At 68.1% G+C, this 16,361-nt stretch carries 12 protein-coding genes; 7 read left to right on the top strand and 5 right to left on the bottom strand.

Annotated features, from left to right (window positions below; all coding sequences use genetic code 11):
- Positions 1-11: 11 nt before the first annotated feature.
- On the top strand, positions 12-2,054 hold the full coding sequence (locus A5767_RS04325) for a CocE/NonD family hydrolase (RefSeq protein ID WP_064851740.1): 2,043 nt from the start codon (positions 12-14) through the stop codon (positions 2,052-2,054).
- A 135-nt stretch (positions 2,055-2,189) separates the two neighbouring features.
- On the opposite strand, the gene A5767_RS04320 is transcribed toward A5767_RS04325, so the two are convergent.
- From A5767_RS04320 to A5767_RS04310, 3 genes are all read right to left on the bottom strand, one after another.
- On the bottom strand, positions 2,190-2,648 hold the full coding sequence (locus A5767_RS04320; protein WP_064851739.1) for a DUF6098 family protein: 459 nt from the start codon (positions 2,646-2,648) through the stop codon (positions 2,190-2,192).
- Between the two features lie 81 nt (positions 2,649-2,729).
- Complete coding sequence (locus A5767_RS04315) at positions 2,730-4,250, bottom strand: sugar transferase (RefSeq protein ID WP_064851738.1); 1,521 nt, start codon at positions 4,248-4,250, stop codon at positions 2,730-2,732.
- 357 nt (positions 4,251-4,607) lie between these two features.
- Positions 4,608-5,723, bottom strand: a complete 1,116-nt coding sequence (locus A5767_RS04310) for a glycosyltransferase (protein WP_064851737.1) — start codon at positions 5,721-5,723, stop codon at positions 4,608-4,610.
- 177 nt (positions 5,724-5,900) lie between these two features.
- On the opposite strand from A5767_RS04310, the gene A5767_RS04305 reads away from it, so the two are divergent.
- The 5 genes from A5767_RS04305 (at position 5,901) to A5767_RS04290 (ending at position 12,733) form a co-directional block, all read left to right on the top strand.
- Entirely contained in the window at positions 5,901-7,697 is a 1,797-nt protein-coding gene (locus A5767_RS04305) for an alpha/beta fold hydrolase (protein ID WP_064851736.1), read from the top strand.
- Positions 7,694-9,091 (top strand): O-antigen ligase family protein, encoded by a 1,398-nt coding sequence (locus tag A5767_RS22430; protein ID WP_138844530.1) that lies wholly within the window; start codon positions 7,694-7,696, stop codon positions 9,089-9,091. The genes A5767_RS04305 and A5767_RS22430 overlap by 4 nt, the downstream gene beginning before the upstream one ends.
- A complete protein-coding gene (locus A5767_RS04300) occupies positions 8,974-10,056 on the top strand; it encodes a glycosyltransferase family 4 protein (protein ID WP_064851735.1) in 1,083 nt (360 codons plus the stop codon). Before A5767_RS22430 ends, A5767_RS04300 begins: the two co-directional genes overlap by 118 nt.
- Before the next feature lie 12 nt (positions 10,057-10,068).
- On the top strand, positions 10,069-11,616 hold the full coding sequence (locus A5767_RS04295; RefSeq protein ID WP_230826372.1) for a flippase: 1,548 nt from the start codon (positions 10,069-10,071) through the stop codon (positions 11,614-11,616).
- An 82-nt stretch (positions 11,617-11,698) separates the two neighbouring features.
- Positions 11,699-12,733, top strand: coding sequence for a GH39 family glycosyl hydrolase (locus A5767_RS04290; RefSeq protein WP_231913115.1), 1,035 nt, complete (start codon positions 11,699-11,701; stop codon positions 12,731-12,733).
- Here the strand turns inward: A5767_RS04290 and A5767_RS04285 are convergent, their stop codons facing one another.
- Positions 12,734-13,816, bottom strand: coding sequence for a GNAT family N-acetyltransferase (locus A5767_RS04285; RefSeq protein WP_064851733.1), 1,083 nt, complete (start codon positions 13,814-13,816; stop codon positions 12,734-12,736). It lies immediately after the preceding gene.
- Between the two features lie 165 nt (positions 13,817-13,981).
- Here A5767_RS04285 and A5767_RS04280 point away from each other — a divergent pair, with 165 nt between their 5' ends.
- On the top strand, positions 13,982-15,103 hold the full coding sequence (locus A5767_RS04280; RefSeq protein WP_064851732.1) for a GH39 family glycosyl hydrolase: 1,122 nt from the start codon (positions 13,982-13,984) through the stop codon (positions 15,101-15,103).
- A 16-nt stretch (positions 15,104-15,119) separates the two neighbouring features.
- Here A5767_RS04280 and A5767_RS04275 read toward each other — a convergent pair whose 3' ends face one another.
- Complete coding sequence (locus tag A5767_RS04275; RefSeq protein ID WP_064851731.1) at positions 15,120-16,319, bottom strand: MalY/PatB family protein; 1,200 nt, start codon at positions 16,317-16,319, stop codon at positions 15,120-15,122.
- Between the last annotated feature and the right edge of the window lie 42 nt (positions 16,320-16,361).

The following is a 16,361-nucleotide window of genomic DNA, read 5'->3' as shown; positions in this document are numbered from 1 at the left end:
AGGAGCACTACATGCGCACGATCACAGACCTCCCCCATGAGGTCCGTGTCATCGAGAACGTCTTCATCACGATGCGCGACGGCGTTCGGCTCGCGGCGCGGGTCTGGCTGCCCGTCGACGCCGAAGCACATCCGGTACCCGCTGTGCTGGAATACATCCCGTACCGCAAGCGGGACTCCACGCGCGGACGTGACGCGTTGAATCACCCCTACATGGCCGGCCACGGCTACGCCTGCGTGCGGGTGGACATGCGCGGCAGCGGCGATTCCGACGGGGTGCTGCGCGACGAGTACCTCGCCGACGAGCACGACGACGCCTGCGAGGTCATCGAATGGCTTGCGGCGCAACCGTGGTGCGACGGTTCGGTCGGCATGATGGGCATCTCGTGGGGTGGCTTCAACAGCCTGCAGGTCGCGGCACGCCGGCCACCCGCCCTGAAGGCCATCGTCAGCGCTTCCGCCACCGAAGACCTGTACGTCGACAACATGCATTACATGGGTGGTTGCCTGTTGTCCGACAACCTGTCCGAGGCGACGGTGATGTTCGCCTTCAACAGCCTGCCTCCCGATCCCGCCATCGTCGGCGATCGCTGGCGCGAGATGTGGCACGAACGTCTCGAGGGCAGCGGCCTGTGGATCGAGAAGTGGCTCGAACATCAGCACCGGGACGACTACTGGAAGCGTGCCTCCGTCAACGAGGACTACTCGTCCGTGCAGTGCCCGGTCCTCGCCGTGGGTGGCTGGGCCGACGGTTACACCAACGCCATCTTCCGGTTGATGGAACATCTCGACGTTCCCCGCAAGGGACTGATCGGACCGTGGGGCCACAAGTACCCGCATCTCGGGGTCCCCGGCCCGGAGATCGGTTTCCTGCAGGAGGTCGTGCGGTGGTGGGACCACTGGCTCAAGGGCGTCGACACCGGGATGATGGACGAACCGATGGTGCGTGCCTGGATGCAGGACTCCATCGAGCCGAACCCGTCCTACGCGGAACGTCCGGGCCGTTGGGTGGCCGAACCGTCGTGGCCGTCGCCGAACATCGAGAACCGCCGCTACACCTTCGACCGGTACGCGCTGCATCCCGACGACGACGGCACCCTCACCGTCGACGAACGTCCCCTGGCACTGCAATCCCCTTTGAGTGTCGGCATGTTCGCCGGCAAGTGGGCGTCCTACGCCGCGACTCCCGACCTGCCGTCGGATCAGCGCGAGGAGGATGGCGGTGCGCTCGTCTTCGAGACCGAGGCGCTCGACACCACGACGGAGGTTCTCGGCCGTCCCGAGCTGGAGCTCGAGGTCTCGTCCGACAGACCGGTGGCGATGCTCGCCGCCCGGCTGTCCGACGTCGCGCCCAACGGCGAGGCGACACGCGTGACCTACGGGTTACTCAATCTCACGCATCGCGACAGCAGTGAGAAGCCGGAAGCCCTCGAGCCGGGAAGGCGCTACCGCGTCCGGATCGAGCTCAACGGCATGGGCCACGTGTTCCCGGCCGGGCACCGTCTGCGCCTGTCGCTGTCCACCTCCTACTTCCCGCTGGCGTGGCCGTCGCCGACACCCGCCGAGGTGACGGTGTACACCGGTGGTGGTCTGCATCTGCCGGTGCGCCCGTCCCGAGCGGAAGATACGCATCTGCGCGAATTCGGTGAACCGGAAGCGGCTCCGGAGCTCGGGATCACCCTGCTGCAGCCGGGCGAGCACCATTGGCGGACCACCCGCGACCTCGCGACCGGCGTGTCGACCCTCGACATCCTCGACGACCAGGGGTCGTTCCGGATCGACGAGACCGGTACGGTCATCCGGCGTCGCACCCAGGAGTGGTTCAGTTTCGGGGGTAACGATCCCAACTCCGTCCGCGGCGAGACGCAGACCGTGCGGCGCTACGAGCGGGACGACTGGCGCACCGAGGTCCGTACCCGCACGATCCTCACGTCCACTCCGGAGGAGTTCGTGATCAACGCGGAGCTCGACGCCTTCGAACTCGACGACGATCACGGCGATCGTCGCGTCCACTCACAGAGCTGGCAGCGCCGGACGCCGCGAGATCTGGTGTGACGCACACGCGACATCCGGTGTGACGCACACGCGACATCCGGTGTGACGCACACGCGACATCCGGTGTGACACGCACACGGAAGCCCACCCCGCGATATGCCGGGGTGGGCTTCCTGCGTTCTGCGCGAACGGTTCTCAGTCGCTCCTGTGCGAATCACCGTCGACGTCGAAGTGCTCCTCGTACCACCTCTTCGCCTCGTCGAGCACATTCCTGCCGAGCCGGGCATGGGGCCGGACGTCGACGAGCAACGGTTCGTGGCCGGGACCGCGCCCGACCATCCTGCCCGCGAGGATCCAGACGAACCGACCGTCCTCGTCGCCGAACCCGGTGCACGTGCAGACACGGCGGGCGCCCCAGTCCTTGACGGGCCGGCGCCACCACGGCTCCGGAGCGAGGGTGGTGGCGACGAGCCCGGGCAGGGTCACGTTCGCCTCGCGATCGCGGCTCGGCCCGTCCTCGGCATCCGCCGCCGGACCCTTCGAATACCGCAGGTAGAGCAGCGGATCCGTCGCGACGTCGGCGAGCTGGTCGAGCGAGGCGATCAGCGGGATGTCGTCGGGATCGGGTTGGAAACCCCGCACGGACGTGTTCACCTTCGACTCCTCCTGCAGATCCCAGGGCGAAGTCGAAGGGTTCCCTGCCCACCGGCTACGAAACCCCGCACTGCGGTGGGGTCAGTAGGCGCCGTCGCTCGCGAGCACCGCGCGCACCGTCTTCACGACGATGAGCAGATCCTGCACCATCGACCAGTTCGCCACATAGAACAGATCGAGGCGGATGCGGTCGGCTTCGGACAGGTCGGATCGCCCGGAGACCTGCCACAATCCCGTCATGCCGGGTCGCACCAGGATGCGGCGCGGAACGAAGCCCGGGATCTTCTCGCCCTCGCCGACCGCGAGGGGACGCGGCCCCACGAGACTCATGTCGCGAGCGAGGACGTTGAACAACTGCGGCAGTTCGTCGATGCTCGTGCGGCGGATGAACCGCCCCACGGGCGTGATCCGCGGGTCGCGGGCGGACTTGTAGAAGGTCGCGTCCTCCTGACCGGTCTGCGCGCGGACCGTATCGACCATCCGGTCGGCATCGACGACCATCGATCGGAACTTCCACATCCGGAAGACGGTGCCGCCCAGGCCGACGCGTTCCTGCCGATAGAAGACCGGACCGCCGTCCTGGAGTTTGATCAGCGCGGCGACCACAAGCATGACCGGCGCCGCGATCGTGAGGGCGAGGACCGCGCACACGAGGTCGAAGGTCGTCTTGGCGATCCGATGCGACCCGCGGTACTGCGGCTCCTCGACGTGCACGAACGGCAACCCACCCACGGGATGCACCGACAGTCGCGGCAGGGCGATGTCGGTGACGCCGGGAGCCACCACGAGATCGACGCGATACGGCTCGAGTTCCCATGCGAGCTCGCCGATATCACCGTTCCCCCAGTGCGTTCCGGCAGCGATCGCGACGGTGTCGGCGCCGGAGAGCTTGACGGCGTTGATCACGTCGGTTTCCGCACCGAGTACCGGGATCTCCTGTCCGGCGACGGTGATGGTGCGCCCGCTCTCCCCCGTGTACCCGGTGGTGCACACGCCGGCGACGCGGTATCCGGCCGACGTGTCGCGGACGAACGATCCGACCATCGCATCCACCGCGCGTTCGGAGCCGACGACGAGCACCGAGGTCCGGAACTCGCCCCGCACACGCCGGCGTTCGATCGAACGACGGCACCATCGACGTCCGAGCGGCAGAACGACCAGGCCGACCGGCATGGCCAGCAACACGTAGACCCGGATCGTGTCGAGGTCGGTGGCGAACGAGTCGACGAGGAACGAGGCGATCGCGAGCAGACCGAAGGTCTGCAGGGTCGCCCTCGTGACGAGCCGGTACTCCTCCTCGCCGCTGCCCACGATCGGCTTCTTGCGAGTTCCGTTGAGTGCCAGAATCGCAAGCCACAGGCCGGCCACCACGATCGCCGAGGCGAGTCCCCGGGTCACCGAGGACCCCGGGTCGACCGGTCCACCGATCATCGTCCCGGCCCCCTGCGCCAGGACGACGGTAGTGACGACGATCGTCGTGTCGGTGATCGCCAGCGACCGGAGATAGGTGCGCTGCCATTGTCTGCGCGGGACACTTCCGTGACCGTCGCTCGTGTCGTGGGTCGGCGCGTTGCGGCGCGCCAACTCGGGTCCGATCCCCATACTTCTCCTGCTTGCCTACTCCACGCGAAGTGGCCCCGACAGCCAGATGAACGATTCGGTGATTATGTCCGTTTTCTCGAAGGAACGCGAATCCTGTTTCAGTGCAACGGATCACAGTGACGCGGGTGATTCCACCCTGAAGCGAAGAAGCTACGCGTAACTCGAATTACTTGTGCGTGTAGCTACTTCAGCAAAGAACACATTCATGAAGCCGCGACGAACGTAGCTCGGCCGGCGGCAGTGAGCCATGACGATCCCCCATCGAACCCCATCAGCAGGCCCCCGACCCGGGAGAAAGGTACAACAGAGACGAACCGGCGACAAGAGTTCGTCTACTCGTCGGTAGTATGATGTGAGTCACGCCGTTCCGATCCCCTCCCCGACCCAGTCGCGGATGTGCTGCCGGAAGTTTTCCGAGGACAGCGCGGCGACGGCCTCGTTACGGCCCTTCGGCACACCGTCGATCGCGGCGATGCACTCGGCGACCGCCTCCACCCTGTCCTCGCGGAAACACAACCCGTCGACCCCCTCGGCAACCGTCTCACCAGCACCTCCGAGCGCGTTGACGACCACACGCGCCCCTGCCGCACGTGCCTCGACGGGCATGATCCCGAAGTCCTCCACCGCAGGAAAGACGTAGACGTGGGCCTGCTGGTAGAGCGCGTAGAGCAGGGCGTCCGACGGTCGAGCGAGCACGTGGACCGGCACCGTCGCCTCGTCGGCGAGCTGCCGCAGCCGGCCCTCCTCCGGCCCCGATCCCGCGATCACCGCCGGCACCCCGGCGAGGTCGGCTGCCCGGATCACCCAATCCAGTCGCTTGTACGGCACGAACCTCGACGCCCCCAGCACGAAGGTCTCCGGAAGCCCCTCCAGCAGGGCGGATTCGGCGGCGGACAGTTCGTCACGCCAGTCGGGCACCGACGAGATGCGGGCCGTCTCGACGGGAGGGAAGATCACACGCGCCTCGACATCCCAGGACCGCTCGATGCGGCGACGCACGAAATCGCTGTTCGCGGCGAAGTGTGCACCCTCCCGCGCGCGACGCCGATCGAGGGCACGCAACGGAGGTGCCGCGCACCGCACCGCGGCCGAGGCACCCCGATCGTCGAGTTCCGGATTCCACAGGTAGCGCGCCGGAGTGTGTACGTAGACGAACTTCTCGAACCCGCTCGGTGCGCCCCGGAAGGTCACGTGGTGGGCGAAACAATGCGAGCTGACCAGGGCGAAGTCGTACGAACCGGGTCGGCGACGCCAGACGTACGGCATGGCCGACAACGCCAGCGCCTTGCTCCTACGCAGAGGTGTGCGTGCCAGACCGCTCTCGTGCACCGTCCGCCCCGGATACCGGTCGGCGTCGTCCCACAGGCACAGGACGTCGGCGTCGGGAAAGGTGCGGACGAACTCGTCGAGAACCTTCTCCGAACCTCCGTCGCGTGCGATCCATTCGTGCACCAAGATTCCAGGCACAGCCATCCCTCCGAAGACCCCGAGCCGATCGGGAGGGTACTTTATGACCCTGCCAACGCCGAGAGGTAACGGGTCGGCACAATCCCTCGATACGAATGCGTCCGAACGGCAAGAAGATTCAGGGTCCGAGACGAGGCGGGAAATCACCCCCTCTTTCACCCCCTCGACAGTGGAGGTCACGGAGTGGATGTGCGACACGCGTCGTGGTTCGGCGACCCTGCGTCCCCGATCCTCGGGCACGTCCACCTTCCCGCCGACCGCCGCGCGCGCGGCGCGGTGGTGCTGTGCCCACCCCTCGGCAAGGAACACCTCGACACCTATCGAGGCGTCAAGGCTCTCGCCGAGCAACTCGCCGAGCGGGGACTCGCGGCAGTGCGCTTCGACTACACGGGCACCGGAGACTCGGCCGGCGATCAGGATTCGCCCGACGCGGTCGCGGCATGGCAGCGCAGCGTCGTCACCGCAGTGGAGACGGCCCGCGCGAGCGGCGCCGAGCACATCACCGTCGTCGGACTGCGCGCCGGCGCACTGATCGCGGCGACGGCACTTCCCGAGTGCGGACCGGCCGACGCCGTCGTGCTGTGGGATCCGATCGTCTCGGGCCGAGCGATGTTGCGCGAACAACGCGCCCTCTACCGTCTCGCCCTCGGCGCCGACGATCCCGAAGACCCCCGGGTTTCGATCGTCGGCGGGGTTCTCGCCCCCGAAGCTGCCGACGCGCTCGGCGCCCTGAAGATCGATCCGAGGTCGCTGAACGGCACACGAACCCTGCTCGCGACCCGACCCACAGCCCGCGAGACCGCCGCGGTGTCGGCGCTCGCCACGGCACTCGGCGGTGACGAGGTCTCCCTCGACGCCCACGAATCCTTCGTCACCCCCAGCACACTCCACTCCGCGATCCCGACCGAGCAGCTCACCCGGATCGCCGATTGGGTAGTTGCGGACGCGCCGGCCGCCACCCGCGAGGTCCACTTCCCCGAGTGCGGCCGCGCGGTCGTCGCGACCACCGACTCCGGGCTCCCGATCCACGAGAGCGTCGAATATCTCGGCCCGAACGAGATGTTCGCGCTGCGCACGCACGGGGTCGCCCCCGAACGGTTCGACACCGAGGGGTTCGGCACCGAGGGGTTCGGCACCGAGGGGTTCGGCACCGACAGGTTCGGCGCCCCGCGCCGGTCCACCCCGACGGTGTTGTTCTTCGGCACCGCCTACGAGCACCGACTCGGCCCGAGTCGTCTCTGGGTCGAGCTCGCACGCGAGTTCGCCGCGCACGGCATCTCCACTATCCGGTTCGACCGGACCGGGGTCGGCGATACCGGCACGGCACACGGGGCGACGCCCACGCCGCTGTACTCCGACGACTCCGACCGCGACGCCCTCGATGCTGTCGCCGCCCTCGGCATCGATCCGCAGGACCTCGTGGTGATCGGCCTGTGTTCGGGTGCGTGGTACTCGTCGTGGGTCGCCCTCCGGGGTGCAGCACACTCCGCCGTGCTCGTGAACGTGATCCTGTGGTGCACCCACCGCCGGAAGTCGTTGCGCGCAGATCTCGGTCCGAACGCACCCGATGTTCCGGCGATCGCAGCCCCGACGGAACCGCAGACGATCTCCCTGCGAGCCCGCATCAAACCGTGGGCGCAGAAGTACCTGCCCTATCCATTGTGGCTGCTGCTGAGCCGAATCGGCGTGACCCAGGTTCCCGAGGTCGGGTTGGAGGCACTGCGTCGCGCGGGTGTGTCGACCACGGTCGTGCTGTCCGCCGAGGACCACCGGTGGTTCCTGACCCAGCGCGGAGAAGAAGGACTTCGCCGCCTGCGCCGACGGGGCTTCACCGGGGACATCCTCACCAGCGAGGTCGGTGAGCACAGCGGTCGGCAGCGGGACGGGCGCGAGTTCCTCCGCACGGCGGTCACCTCGACCGTGCTCTCCCGTTTCGGGTCCCGCACCGCGGATCCCGCTGCAGGCGAGTACGTCTCATGACTCCTGTGCTGATGCTCGCCGTTCCGGTCGTGCTCGTGCTGGGTGTGTTGCTCTGGCGGCGACCCCAACGCGGGTTGCTGGCGATCGCCGCGCTCACGCCGTTCCACGGCCTGCTCGCCATCGTCCCCGGCGGTGAATCACTGTCGCCGTGGAAGGAGGGGCTGCTGCTCCTCACCCTCGCCGCGACCTTCGTCAGCCCCTACCGACGGCGGCTGCCGGCACCGTCCTATCCGTGGTGGCCGGCCGTGGTCGCATGGGTGGCAATCGGAGTCCTGTCGGCGTTGCTCGTCTCGGGGCTCGCCGGCATCATCGCCATCAAGATTACCTACTTCTACCTCGTCATCCCGGTGATCCTGTGGCGTGCACCGTTCGACGCCCGCGACCGCGACCACCTGGTGACGATCCTCATGGGCACGACGGCCGTCACCGCCGTCATCGGACTCGCGCAACAGGTGATCGGCGGTGAGCGACTCGCCGAACTCGGCTACCGCTGGGACGAGCATCTGCGCATCAGCGGCGGAATCCTGCGCAGTTTCAGCACGTTCACGACACCCTTCGCCTTCGGCCTGTTCGTGATGATCGGACTGATCGTGGGGTGCTCGGTCTCCTTCGCCGATCCGCACCGGCTCCGCAACAGACTGTTCCTGTGCGCGACACCGATCATGGTGCTGGGCATGGGTGTGACGATCGTGCGCGCCAGCTACATCGGTCTCGCCGTCGCATTGTTGTGGCTGGCGGTCCACCGCTACCGCACCCTGCTCCTCGGTTTCGGCGCCACCGCGGCGCTCGCACCGCTCGTCCTCTTCGCCGTGCCGAGTTCGATTCTCGCTCCACTGTTCTCCTCGTCGAGCCTCGGTGAGCGCGGGGACGGCTGGTCGCAGACCCTGTCGTCGCTGTGGGTGCACCCCTTCGGTCAGGGTCTCGGCGCGACCGGCTCGGCTGCCGCCGACACGGTGGCCCAGAGCAACCCGATGCTGTCGGAACTGTCGTACACGGCGGCCGTGCAGTTCGGGTTCATGCCCTATCAGCCCGACAACTACTACATGAAGCTCGCCGTGGAACTCGGCCCGATCGGCGTGTGGCTGTTCGTCCTCGTACTCGTGTGCGCCGCGGTCTCGACGCTGCGTGCATCCCGGGTGCTGAGCGGGCAGGACGCCGCACTCGCACTCGGGGTGAGCGGCACGATCGTCGCGGCGGCGGTCGCCTCCACCGTGGCGACCTATCTGGAGATCTTCCCTCTCGACGTCTATTTCTGGCTACTGTTAGGAACTGTCGGATGCGCACTGACGCAACACTGGTCACCTCACCGAAGCTCGCTCACCGCATCGGATTCGGCGCCCTCGCACTCCGTCCGTCCGGCAGTGGAGTCCAGACCTACGTCCGCGAGCTGCTGACCGCGCTCGACCCGTTGTTCCCCTCGGCTGCGCTGCGCGCGACGGTGCAGTGCGATGCCGTGAGTGAACTGCCCCCTCGCGTGACCCCGTCGGTACGACCGGTCGCCGACGGGGTGCGGCGGATGCTGTACGCCAAGATGCCCGTCCGCGGGGTCGACCTGTTCCACAGCCTCGACGTCGACCTGCCCGTCCTGTGTTCCGGTGTCACCGTCTCGACGTTCCACGATCTCGCCGTCTTCGACACCCCGTGGGCGTTCAGCAAGTACCGCGCCGCCGGTGAGCGCGCGCTGCTGCGCGATGCCATGCGACGGGCCGACGTGCTCGTCGCGGTCTCGAACTTCACCGCCGAACGTCTCCACGCGCTGTGCGGCCGCGACGCGGCGGTCACCCCGCTCGCCCCCGCGGCGTGGGCGAAACCTCCCACTCCCGAGGAGATGCGGGACATCCACCGGGTCTACCGGCTGCCCGAACGGTTCGTCCTGCAGGTCGGCACCGTCGAACCCCGCAAGGACGTCGCGCTCGTCGCCGACGCGTGCCGTATCCTCGACGTCCCGCTGGTGCTCGCCGGAGCCGGATCCACCGGACCCCACGCACCGGCCGGTTCGATCGGTCTCGGTTACGTTCCCACCGCACACCTTCCCGCGCTGTACGCCGCAGCGACCGCCGTCGCATACGCCTCACGCTACGAGGGTTTCGGGTTACCGCCGCTCGAGGCGATGGCGTGTGGTGGGGCGGTGGTGACGAGCGCTGTCGGTGCACTGCCCGACGTCGTCGACGACGGAGCGCTGCTCGTCACCGAACACACCGTGACCTCGTGGACCGCGGCCCTGCGCGTCGTCGTCCACGACCGTGATACCGCGGATACGCTGCGTACCCGTGGACGCGAGGTCGCCGCGACCTCGACATGGACGCGCACCGCCGAGCTCACGCGCGATGCCTACCGCTCCGCGGGCCTGAGAATCTGACGAGGCCGTCGCGTGGGTAGACATTCGCTGGCCGACCGGATGGCCGAAACCGTCGTGATGGAGCGGATCGTCGCGGCGCACGACCCCGGCGGTACTCTCCACGAACCGCAGACCCCGGAGCTCGACGGGCGGGCCGCGCGACGCAACACCGTCGTGATGCTCGGCAGCCGGTTGGCCGTCGCCTCGATGGGCTGGGCCGGTTCGATGATCGTCGCCCGCGCGTTGGCACCGGACGACTTCGGCAAGTTCTCCTTCGTCTTCGGCCTGCTCGGGTTGCTGTCCGTCGTCACCGATCTCGGCGTGGGCCGAGTGGTGCTCGCCAAGCTCGTCGAGTGCAATCCGTGGGAGGTCTCCTACGTCACCACCGCGTTCATCGCGTTGCGCGGTGTGCTCGGTCTGCTCGGGTACGCGCTGGCCATCGGGTACGTGCTGCTGCTCGGATACTCGTCCGATGTCGTCTGGGCGACGGTGATCGCCGGTCTCGTCGTGGTGATCGCGACGCCCAACAACGCCCTGTCGGTGATGTACCAGAGTCGACTACGCATGGCATCGGTCGCGGTCGCCGAGACCTTCGGCCAGCTCGCGCAGCTGATCGCCACCATCGCCGCGGTGCTGTGGAATCCGGTGCTGCTCGTGCTCGTCGTGCCGGCCGTGATCAACGAGGTCGTCGGCGCAGGCATCCTCGTGCGCGGCGTGCGAGCGGGCAAGGCCGGTCCCCTGCCCGCCGCACGTGCCCAGTTGTGGCGGTGGCGCGAGATGCTCGTCGAGGCCATCCCCCTCAGCATCGGTTTCGCTCTGCTCACCCTGCTGTCGAAGATCGACGTGCTGATGCTCGGGCGGATGGACACTTTCGACTCGGTAGGTCTCTACACCGTCGGATACAAGTTCGCCGACCTGCTGTCGATGGTGTCGTCGACCGTCGTGGGTCCGGTGACCACGCTGCTGGTCGCCACCTGGCCGGCGCAGAGCGAGATGTTCCGGCAGCGCACGCGGGAGGCGGCGATGCTCCTCGCGGTGCTGGGCGCGACCGCTACCGCGGCCTTCTGGTCGTCGGCGGACGGCGTGCTGTCCCTCCTCTACGGCGAGCGGTTCGCCGAGGCGGCCGGCGCCTCGCGCATGCTGGTGCTCGGCAGCGCTCTGTCGATGCTCACCGAACTCGGTCTCATGGTGCTCATCGCGACCGGACGCCACCGCGTCTACCCGTGGGTGGCACTGGCCGCGCTCGCCGGGAACATCGGTGCGAACCTCGTCCTCATCCCCCGCATGTCGTTCGACGGGGCGGCGCTGGCGACGGTGCTCACCGAGGCTGCGATGCTCGTCGCGATCTGGATCGTGGTGGTCCGGAGCGTCCGGATCAGGGGTCTGTTCCCCTTCACCCAGACCATGGCGATCGCGATGCTGGGTGTTTCGGTGGCCGTGTGGATGTCGCTCTTCGCGGAACGCTACGATCTTCCCTGGCCCGTCACCGCTGTCCTCTCGGCTGTCTGTGTTCTGGCCGGAACCCATGTCCTTCCCATCACCGGCGGGCTCGGCCTCGCCGGTCTCGTCAAGTCCCGTTGAGGTTGCAGTGTCCCTTTCGCGGTCGATGCCGCGTCGCGTGTCGCGGTCCATGCCGCTCCGCGCCGTTCTCACCCTTGTCGGTGTGTTCGCTCTGTCGTGTACCCAGAGCACCGAGGCACGCGACTGCCGAACAGATCTGACCGCCGACAGTCTCGGGGTCGCGACGGGAGCCGGTCTCGACTCCCTCGACGCCGACGACCTCGACGCGTACATGTCGAAGGTCGCCGACAGCGGCGCCGGCTGGATCCGGTTCGACATGGACTGGTCGATCATCGAACCCGCGCGCGGACGCTTCGACTGGAGGGGCACCGACCGGGTCGTCGCCGCGGCCGACGCGCACGACCTGCAGGTGCTGGGCCTGCTCACCCACACTCCGCACTGGGCGCGGACGTCGGAGGCCGACCCCGGCGATCCGCACGGGATGCCTGCCGACCCCGGCGAATTCGGGCGCTTCGCAGGCGACGTCGCCGATCGCTACTCGGACAGAGTCACGCACTGGGAGATCTGGAACGAGCCGAACCTGACGGCCTTCTTCACCCCGCAACCCGACGTCGGCGCGTACGCCGACCTGCTCGTGGCGGCGTCGGAGGCGATCCGCAACGTCGACCCCGGGGCGGTGGTGATCACCGGAGGCCTGTCCCCCGGCACCGACAACGGCTCCGACATCGCCCCGACGACCTTCCTCACCGAGTTGTACGATCAGGGCGTGTCGCCGGCCTTCGACGTGGTGGGCATGCATCCCTACAGCTATCCCGCTCTCCCGTCCGACGCCTCGACCTCCGACTGGAACTCCTTCTACCGCATGCGCGAGATGCGCACCGTCATGGTCGAGCACGGGGATTCCGACAAGCCCATCTGGGCAACGGAGTTCGGGGCACCGACGGGCACGGACACCGACGCGGTCGGGCCCACGGAGCAGGCCGACATCCTGCGCGACGGGATCACCGAGCAACGCGCGTTGGGCTTCGTCGACAAGCTGTTCGTCTACAGCCTCCTCGACCGGGGCACCGAGGTGGCCGATCGCGAACAGAACTTCGGGGTCCTCGCGCACGACGGGTCGCCCAAGCCGGCCTGGGACGTGCTGCGCACGGCCGCGGTCACTCCCGGTTGCCTCTGATCAGCAGCGATTCGACGTGAGAGCATCGCGCGCCGCCAGGCGCAGGGGACGGACGAGGTCGGCTCCGAGATCCGCGGCGCGGAGGGTCCATCGGTGGTGCGGTCGCGAGGTGGGGACGGCGACGATCCGCCCCACCCGGTAGTCACCATTCGACCACTGCTCCTTGAATTCCGATGTGCCGAGCAGATAGTCGAAGCGGTCGATGCCCAGCTCGTCGTGGCGGTCGGCGAGGTGGCGCTGCAGCAACTGTCCGGGCTGGTAGCGGCGTGCCTCGGGATGGAAGCGGCTCAACCACATCTCGGCCGTGGTCCCGGTGCGGAACATGATCTCGTGTGCCGTCCATCGGTCGCCGACGAGTAGGCCCACGATGAGCAGCCGGCCGGCGCGGGCCTCGGCGTCGAGCAGCGGCCGGGTGAACGCGGTGAACGGCGGCGCACAGAAGTTGTCGCGCCCGCTGTGTGCGTCGGCGGCCGCGGCGACCGCGGTGATATCGCGCCACCTCTGCGCGAGATGGTCCGGATCGCGCACCACTTCGACGGAGACCGGGGTGCCTTCGCGTTCCAGCGAGCGTTCGAGCCGAGACAGTGTTCTCAGTGTGCGCCGACCACGCAGCGATTCGGCGCCGGCACCGGTGGCGACATCGACGGTCAGGCACCGCTCGGTTCCGGCGATGTCGATGCTCCAGCGAGGCGAGGCATGCAGCATCTCGACGAGAGGGTCGGTGAGATCGACGTGGTCGAGTTGCAGTGCCATGTTCCGATCGGCGATGCCGTCGAGCAGGTCGGCGAGCGCGGCCTCGTCGGTCGTGAGGAAGGTTCCTATCGTGGCGAGGCCGTGAGCCGGGAGTCGTAGAGCGGTGACCCCGAGACGGGTGCGGGCGTGCAGGGGCGCGAGTCCGACGAGGCGCCCGTCGCGCCGAACGGTGCACACGGCCGATCGGCCGCGCCCCATCCGATTCCAGGCCAGTACGTAGGAGGGGCGGGTCGCGACGCGCCGACCCACCTCCTGGGCGAGATCGTCCCATTCCGCGGAGAGCCGGACTGCGGATGTTTCGTCGTGGATCTCGAAATTCACGGTGCGCATGCACCGGAACCTTCGGTCCACGAATCCCGCATCTTCCGGCCTCCTGCTCGTTACAGTGAATTCGCGGCGTCGGTCTGCCGCTCGCTCCACCGCAAGAATCGCAGGTCGGCGGCGCGACGTTACGACCGATGCCTGAATTGTCCGAATGGTACATCAGGAGAGTCGATGGGTCGTCTCGCACAAGTTGCACTGGCCACAGCCCTCTCGTGCACCCTCGCCGCACTCGCAGCGTGCGCTCCACCGCCCCAACCCCCTCCGCCGACCACCTGCGCGAGCGACGACATCGGCATCGCCGCCGGCGCACCGCTGATGTATCTGCCGGACTCCGAACTCGACCGCGAACTCGACACGATCCGGGCGGTCGGCGCCCGGTGGTTGCGCGTGGACATCGACTGGTCGGTGATCGAACCGAACCGCGGACAACAGAACTGGTCGGTGCCCGACCGTGTGGTGGATCGTGCTCGGGCCCGCGGACTCGAGGTGGTCGGCATCGTCGCGTACACCCCGGCCTGGGCGCGCGTCGCGGGCGGCGGCGACACTCACGGATACCCCGCCGACCCGGCAGCCTTCGCCGGTTTCGCCCGGCAGGCGGCACAGCGCTATTCGACCCGCGTGACGCACTGGGAGATCTGGAACGAACCGAACCTGACGAACTTCTTCCGTCCCCGTCCCGACGTCGGCAAGTACGTCGAGTTGCTCGCCGCGGCCGCTCCGGCCGTCAAGTCCGTGCAACCGAATGCCCGGATCCTCAACGGCGGACTCGCACCGGCGGTGGACAACGGTTCCGACATCTCCCCCGTCACCTACGTGCAGCAGCTCTACGCGCGCGGGGCGCACCAGTACTTCGACATCCTCTCCGTCCACCCCTACAGTTATCCGGCACTGCCGTCCGATGTGAGCACGCAGAGCTGGAACACCTTCTACCGCATGCGTCTGATGCGCGACACCATGGTGCAGTACGGCGACGCCGCGACACCGGTGTGGGCCACCGAGTTCGGCGCCCCGACCGGCACCGCCGCGAACGCGGTGAGCACGCAACGGCAGGCCGACATCATCGCCGACGGTATCGCAGAGGCCCGCCGGCTCGGCTGGGTACAGAAGGTTTTCGTCTACTCGATGCGCGACCGCGGGACGAACCAGGCCGACGTCGAGCAGAACTTCGGGCTGCTCTACCAGAACTTCTCGGCCAAGCCCTCACGCGCCGTGGTCGCTTCGGCGACCTCCGGATGCGCGGCCGCGAACGACACACTCGAGTCCACGAACACCCCGGCCGACGCGGTGTGGTGACGGGGTGTGCTGACGATCAGGCACCGAGCGCGTCGGTGATCCCGTCGAGGATGCGATCGAGGATCGGCCCCGACGTCGCGAAGTTGATGCGCAGGAAGTTGCGTGCGCCCGACCCGAACCGCACCCCACCGTCGGCGAGGACACGTCCCCGATCGCGGACGGTCGACACCGGATCGTCGATGCCGAGCGGCCCGGTGTTCAACCACGTCAGGTAGGTACCCTGCGGCAGGTGGTGCCGCAGATCCGGAATCCGTTCGCGCAGAACCTCGTCCACCCGTCGACGGTTCCGGTCGAGGACCTGCAGCAGGTCGCGCTGCCATGCACCGCCCTCGCGCCACGCGGCGAGCGTCGCGACCACGCCCGGCACCGAGACCGTCCCGTACAGGTCGAACGGCTCCGCGTCCCGGCGCTTCAACAGGGCCTCGGAGCCGTAGTGCACCACCGCGCACCGCATCCCCGCGAGATTGAACGCCTTGCTGGCGGAGGTGAGAGTCACCGTGCGGGCAGCGGTCTCCGGCCCGAGCGAGGCGAACGGGATATGCCGGTGCGGTTCGTAGATCAGTTCGGCATGGATCTCGTCGCTGACGACGAGCATGTCGAGCCGTTCGGCGAGATCGGCGATCCGCTCGAGTTCCTCACGCGTAAGCACCCGTCCGGTGGGGTTGTGCGGGTTGACGAGCACCAGCACCCGCGGACGACGACGCGCCGCCAACAGCTCGAACACATCGAAGTCGAGCACCCACCCGTCGCCCCGGTCGACGAACGGAAAGTCGATCTGCTGCAGACCCATCCGTCGCACTGACGCGAGGAACGGCGGGTAGTTCGGTGTCTGGATCGCCACCGCATCGCCGCGCGTGGTGCTCAGGTGCAACACGAGCTGCAACGCCTGGATGAGATCCGTCTGCTCGCGCACGGCTCCGGGATCGGGTTCCCATCCGTAGCGCGTTCGCATGCGCTGTGCGAACTCCTCGCGCAGCGGCGTCCCGTGGAACCAGTCGGGATAGCCGAGATCGCTACGGTCGACCAGCTCGTGCAGCGCACGCGCGATCGGCGGTGCGACCGGGAAATCCATGTCGGCGACCCAGGCGGGGGCCAGCCCGTCGGCGGCCGCCCGTGCCCACTTGGCGCCGGACCGCACCGACAGAGCATCGAAGTCGAGGTCGTCGAACCCGGGCACCCCAGGACCGCCGACCGAGAGGCGCTCGTCGCGGGTCATGGTGAGAGAATCGCACGGTTCGCGGCAGTACGCGCGGCGAAG

The organism is Rhodococcus sp. 852002-51564_SCH6189132-a (genome assembly GCF_001665495.1).
Taxonomy (GTDB): domain Bacteria; phylum Actinomycetota; class Actinomycetes; order Mycobacteriales; family Mycobacteriaceae; genus Rhodococcus; species Rhodococcus pyridinivorans.
Note: the sequence above shows the minus strand (reverse complement) of the source record. Positions and strands in the feature narration are given on the sequence as shown.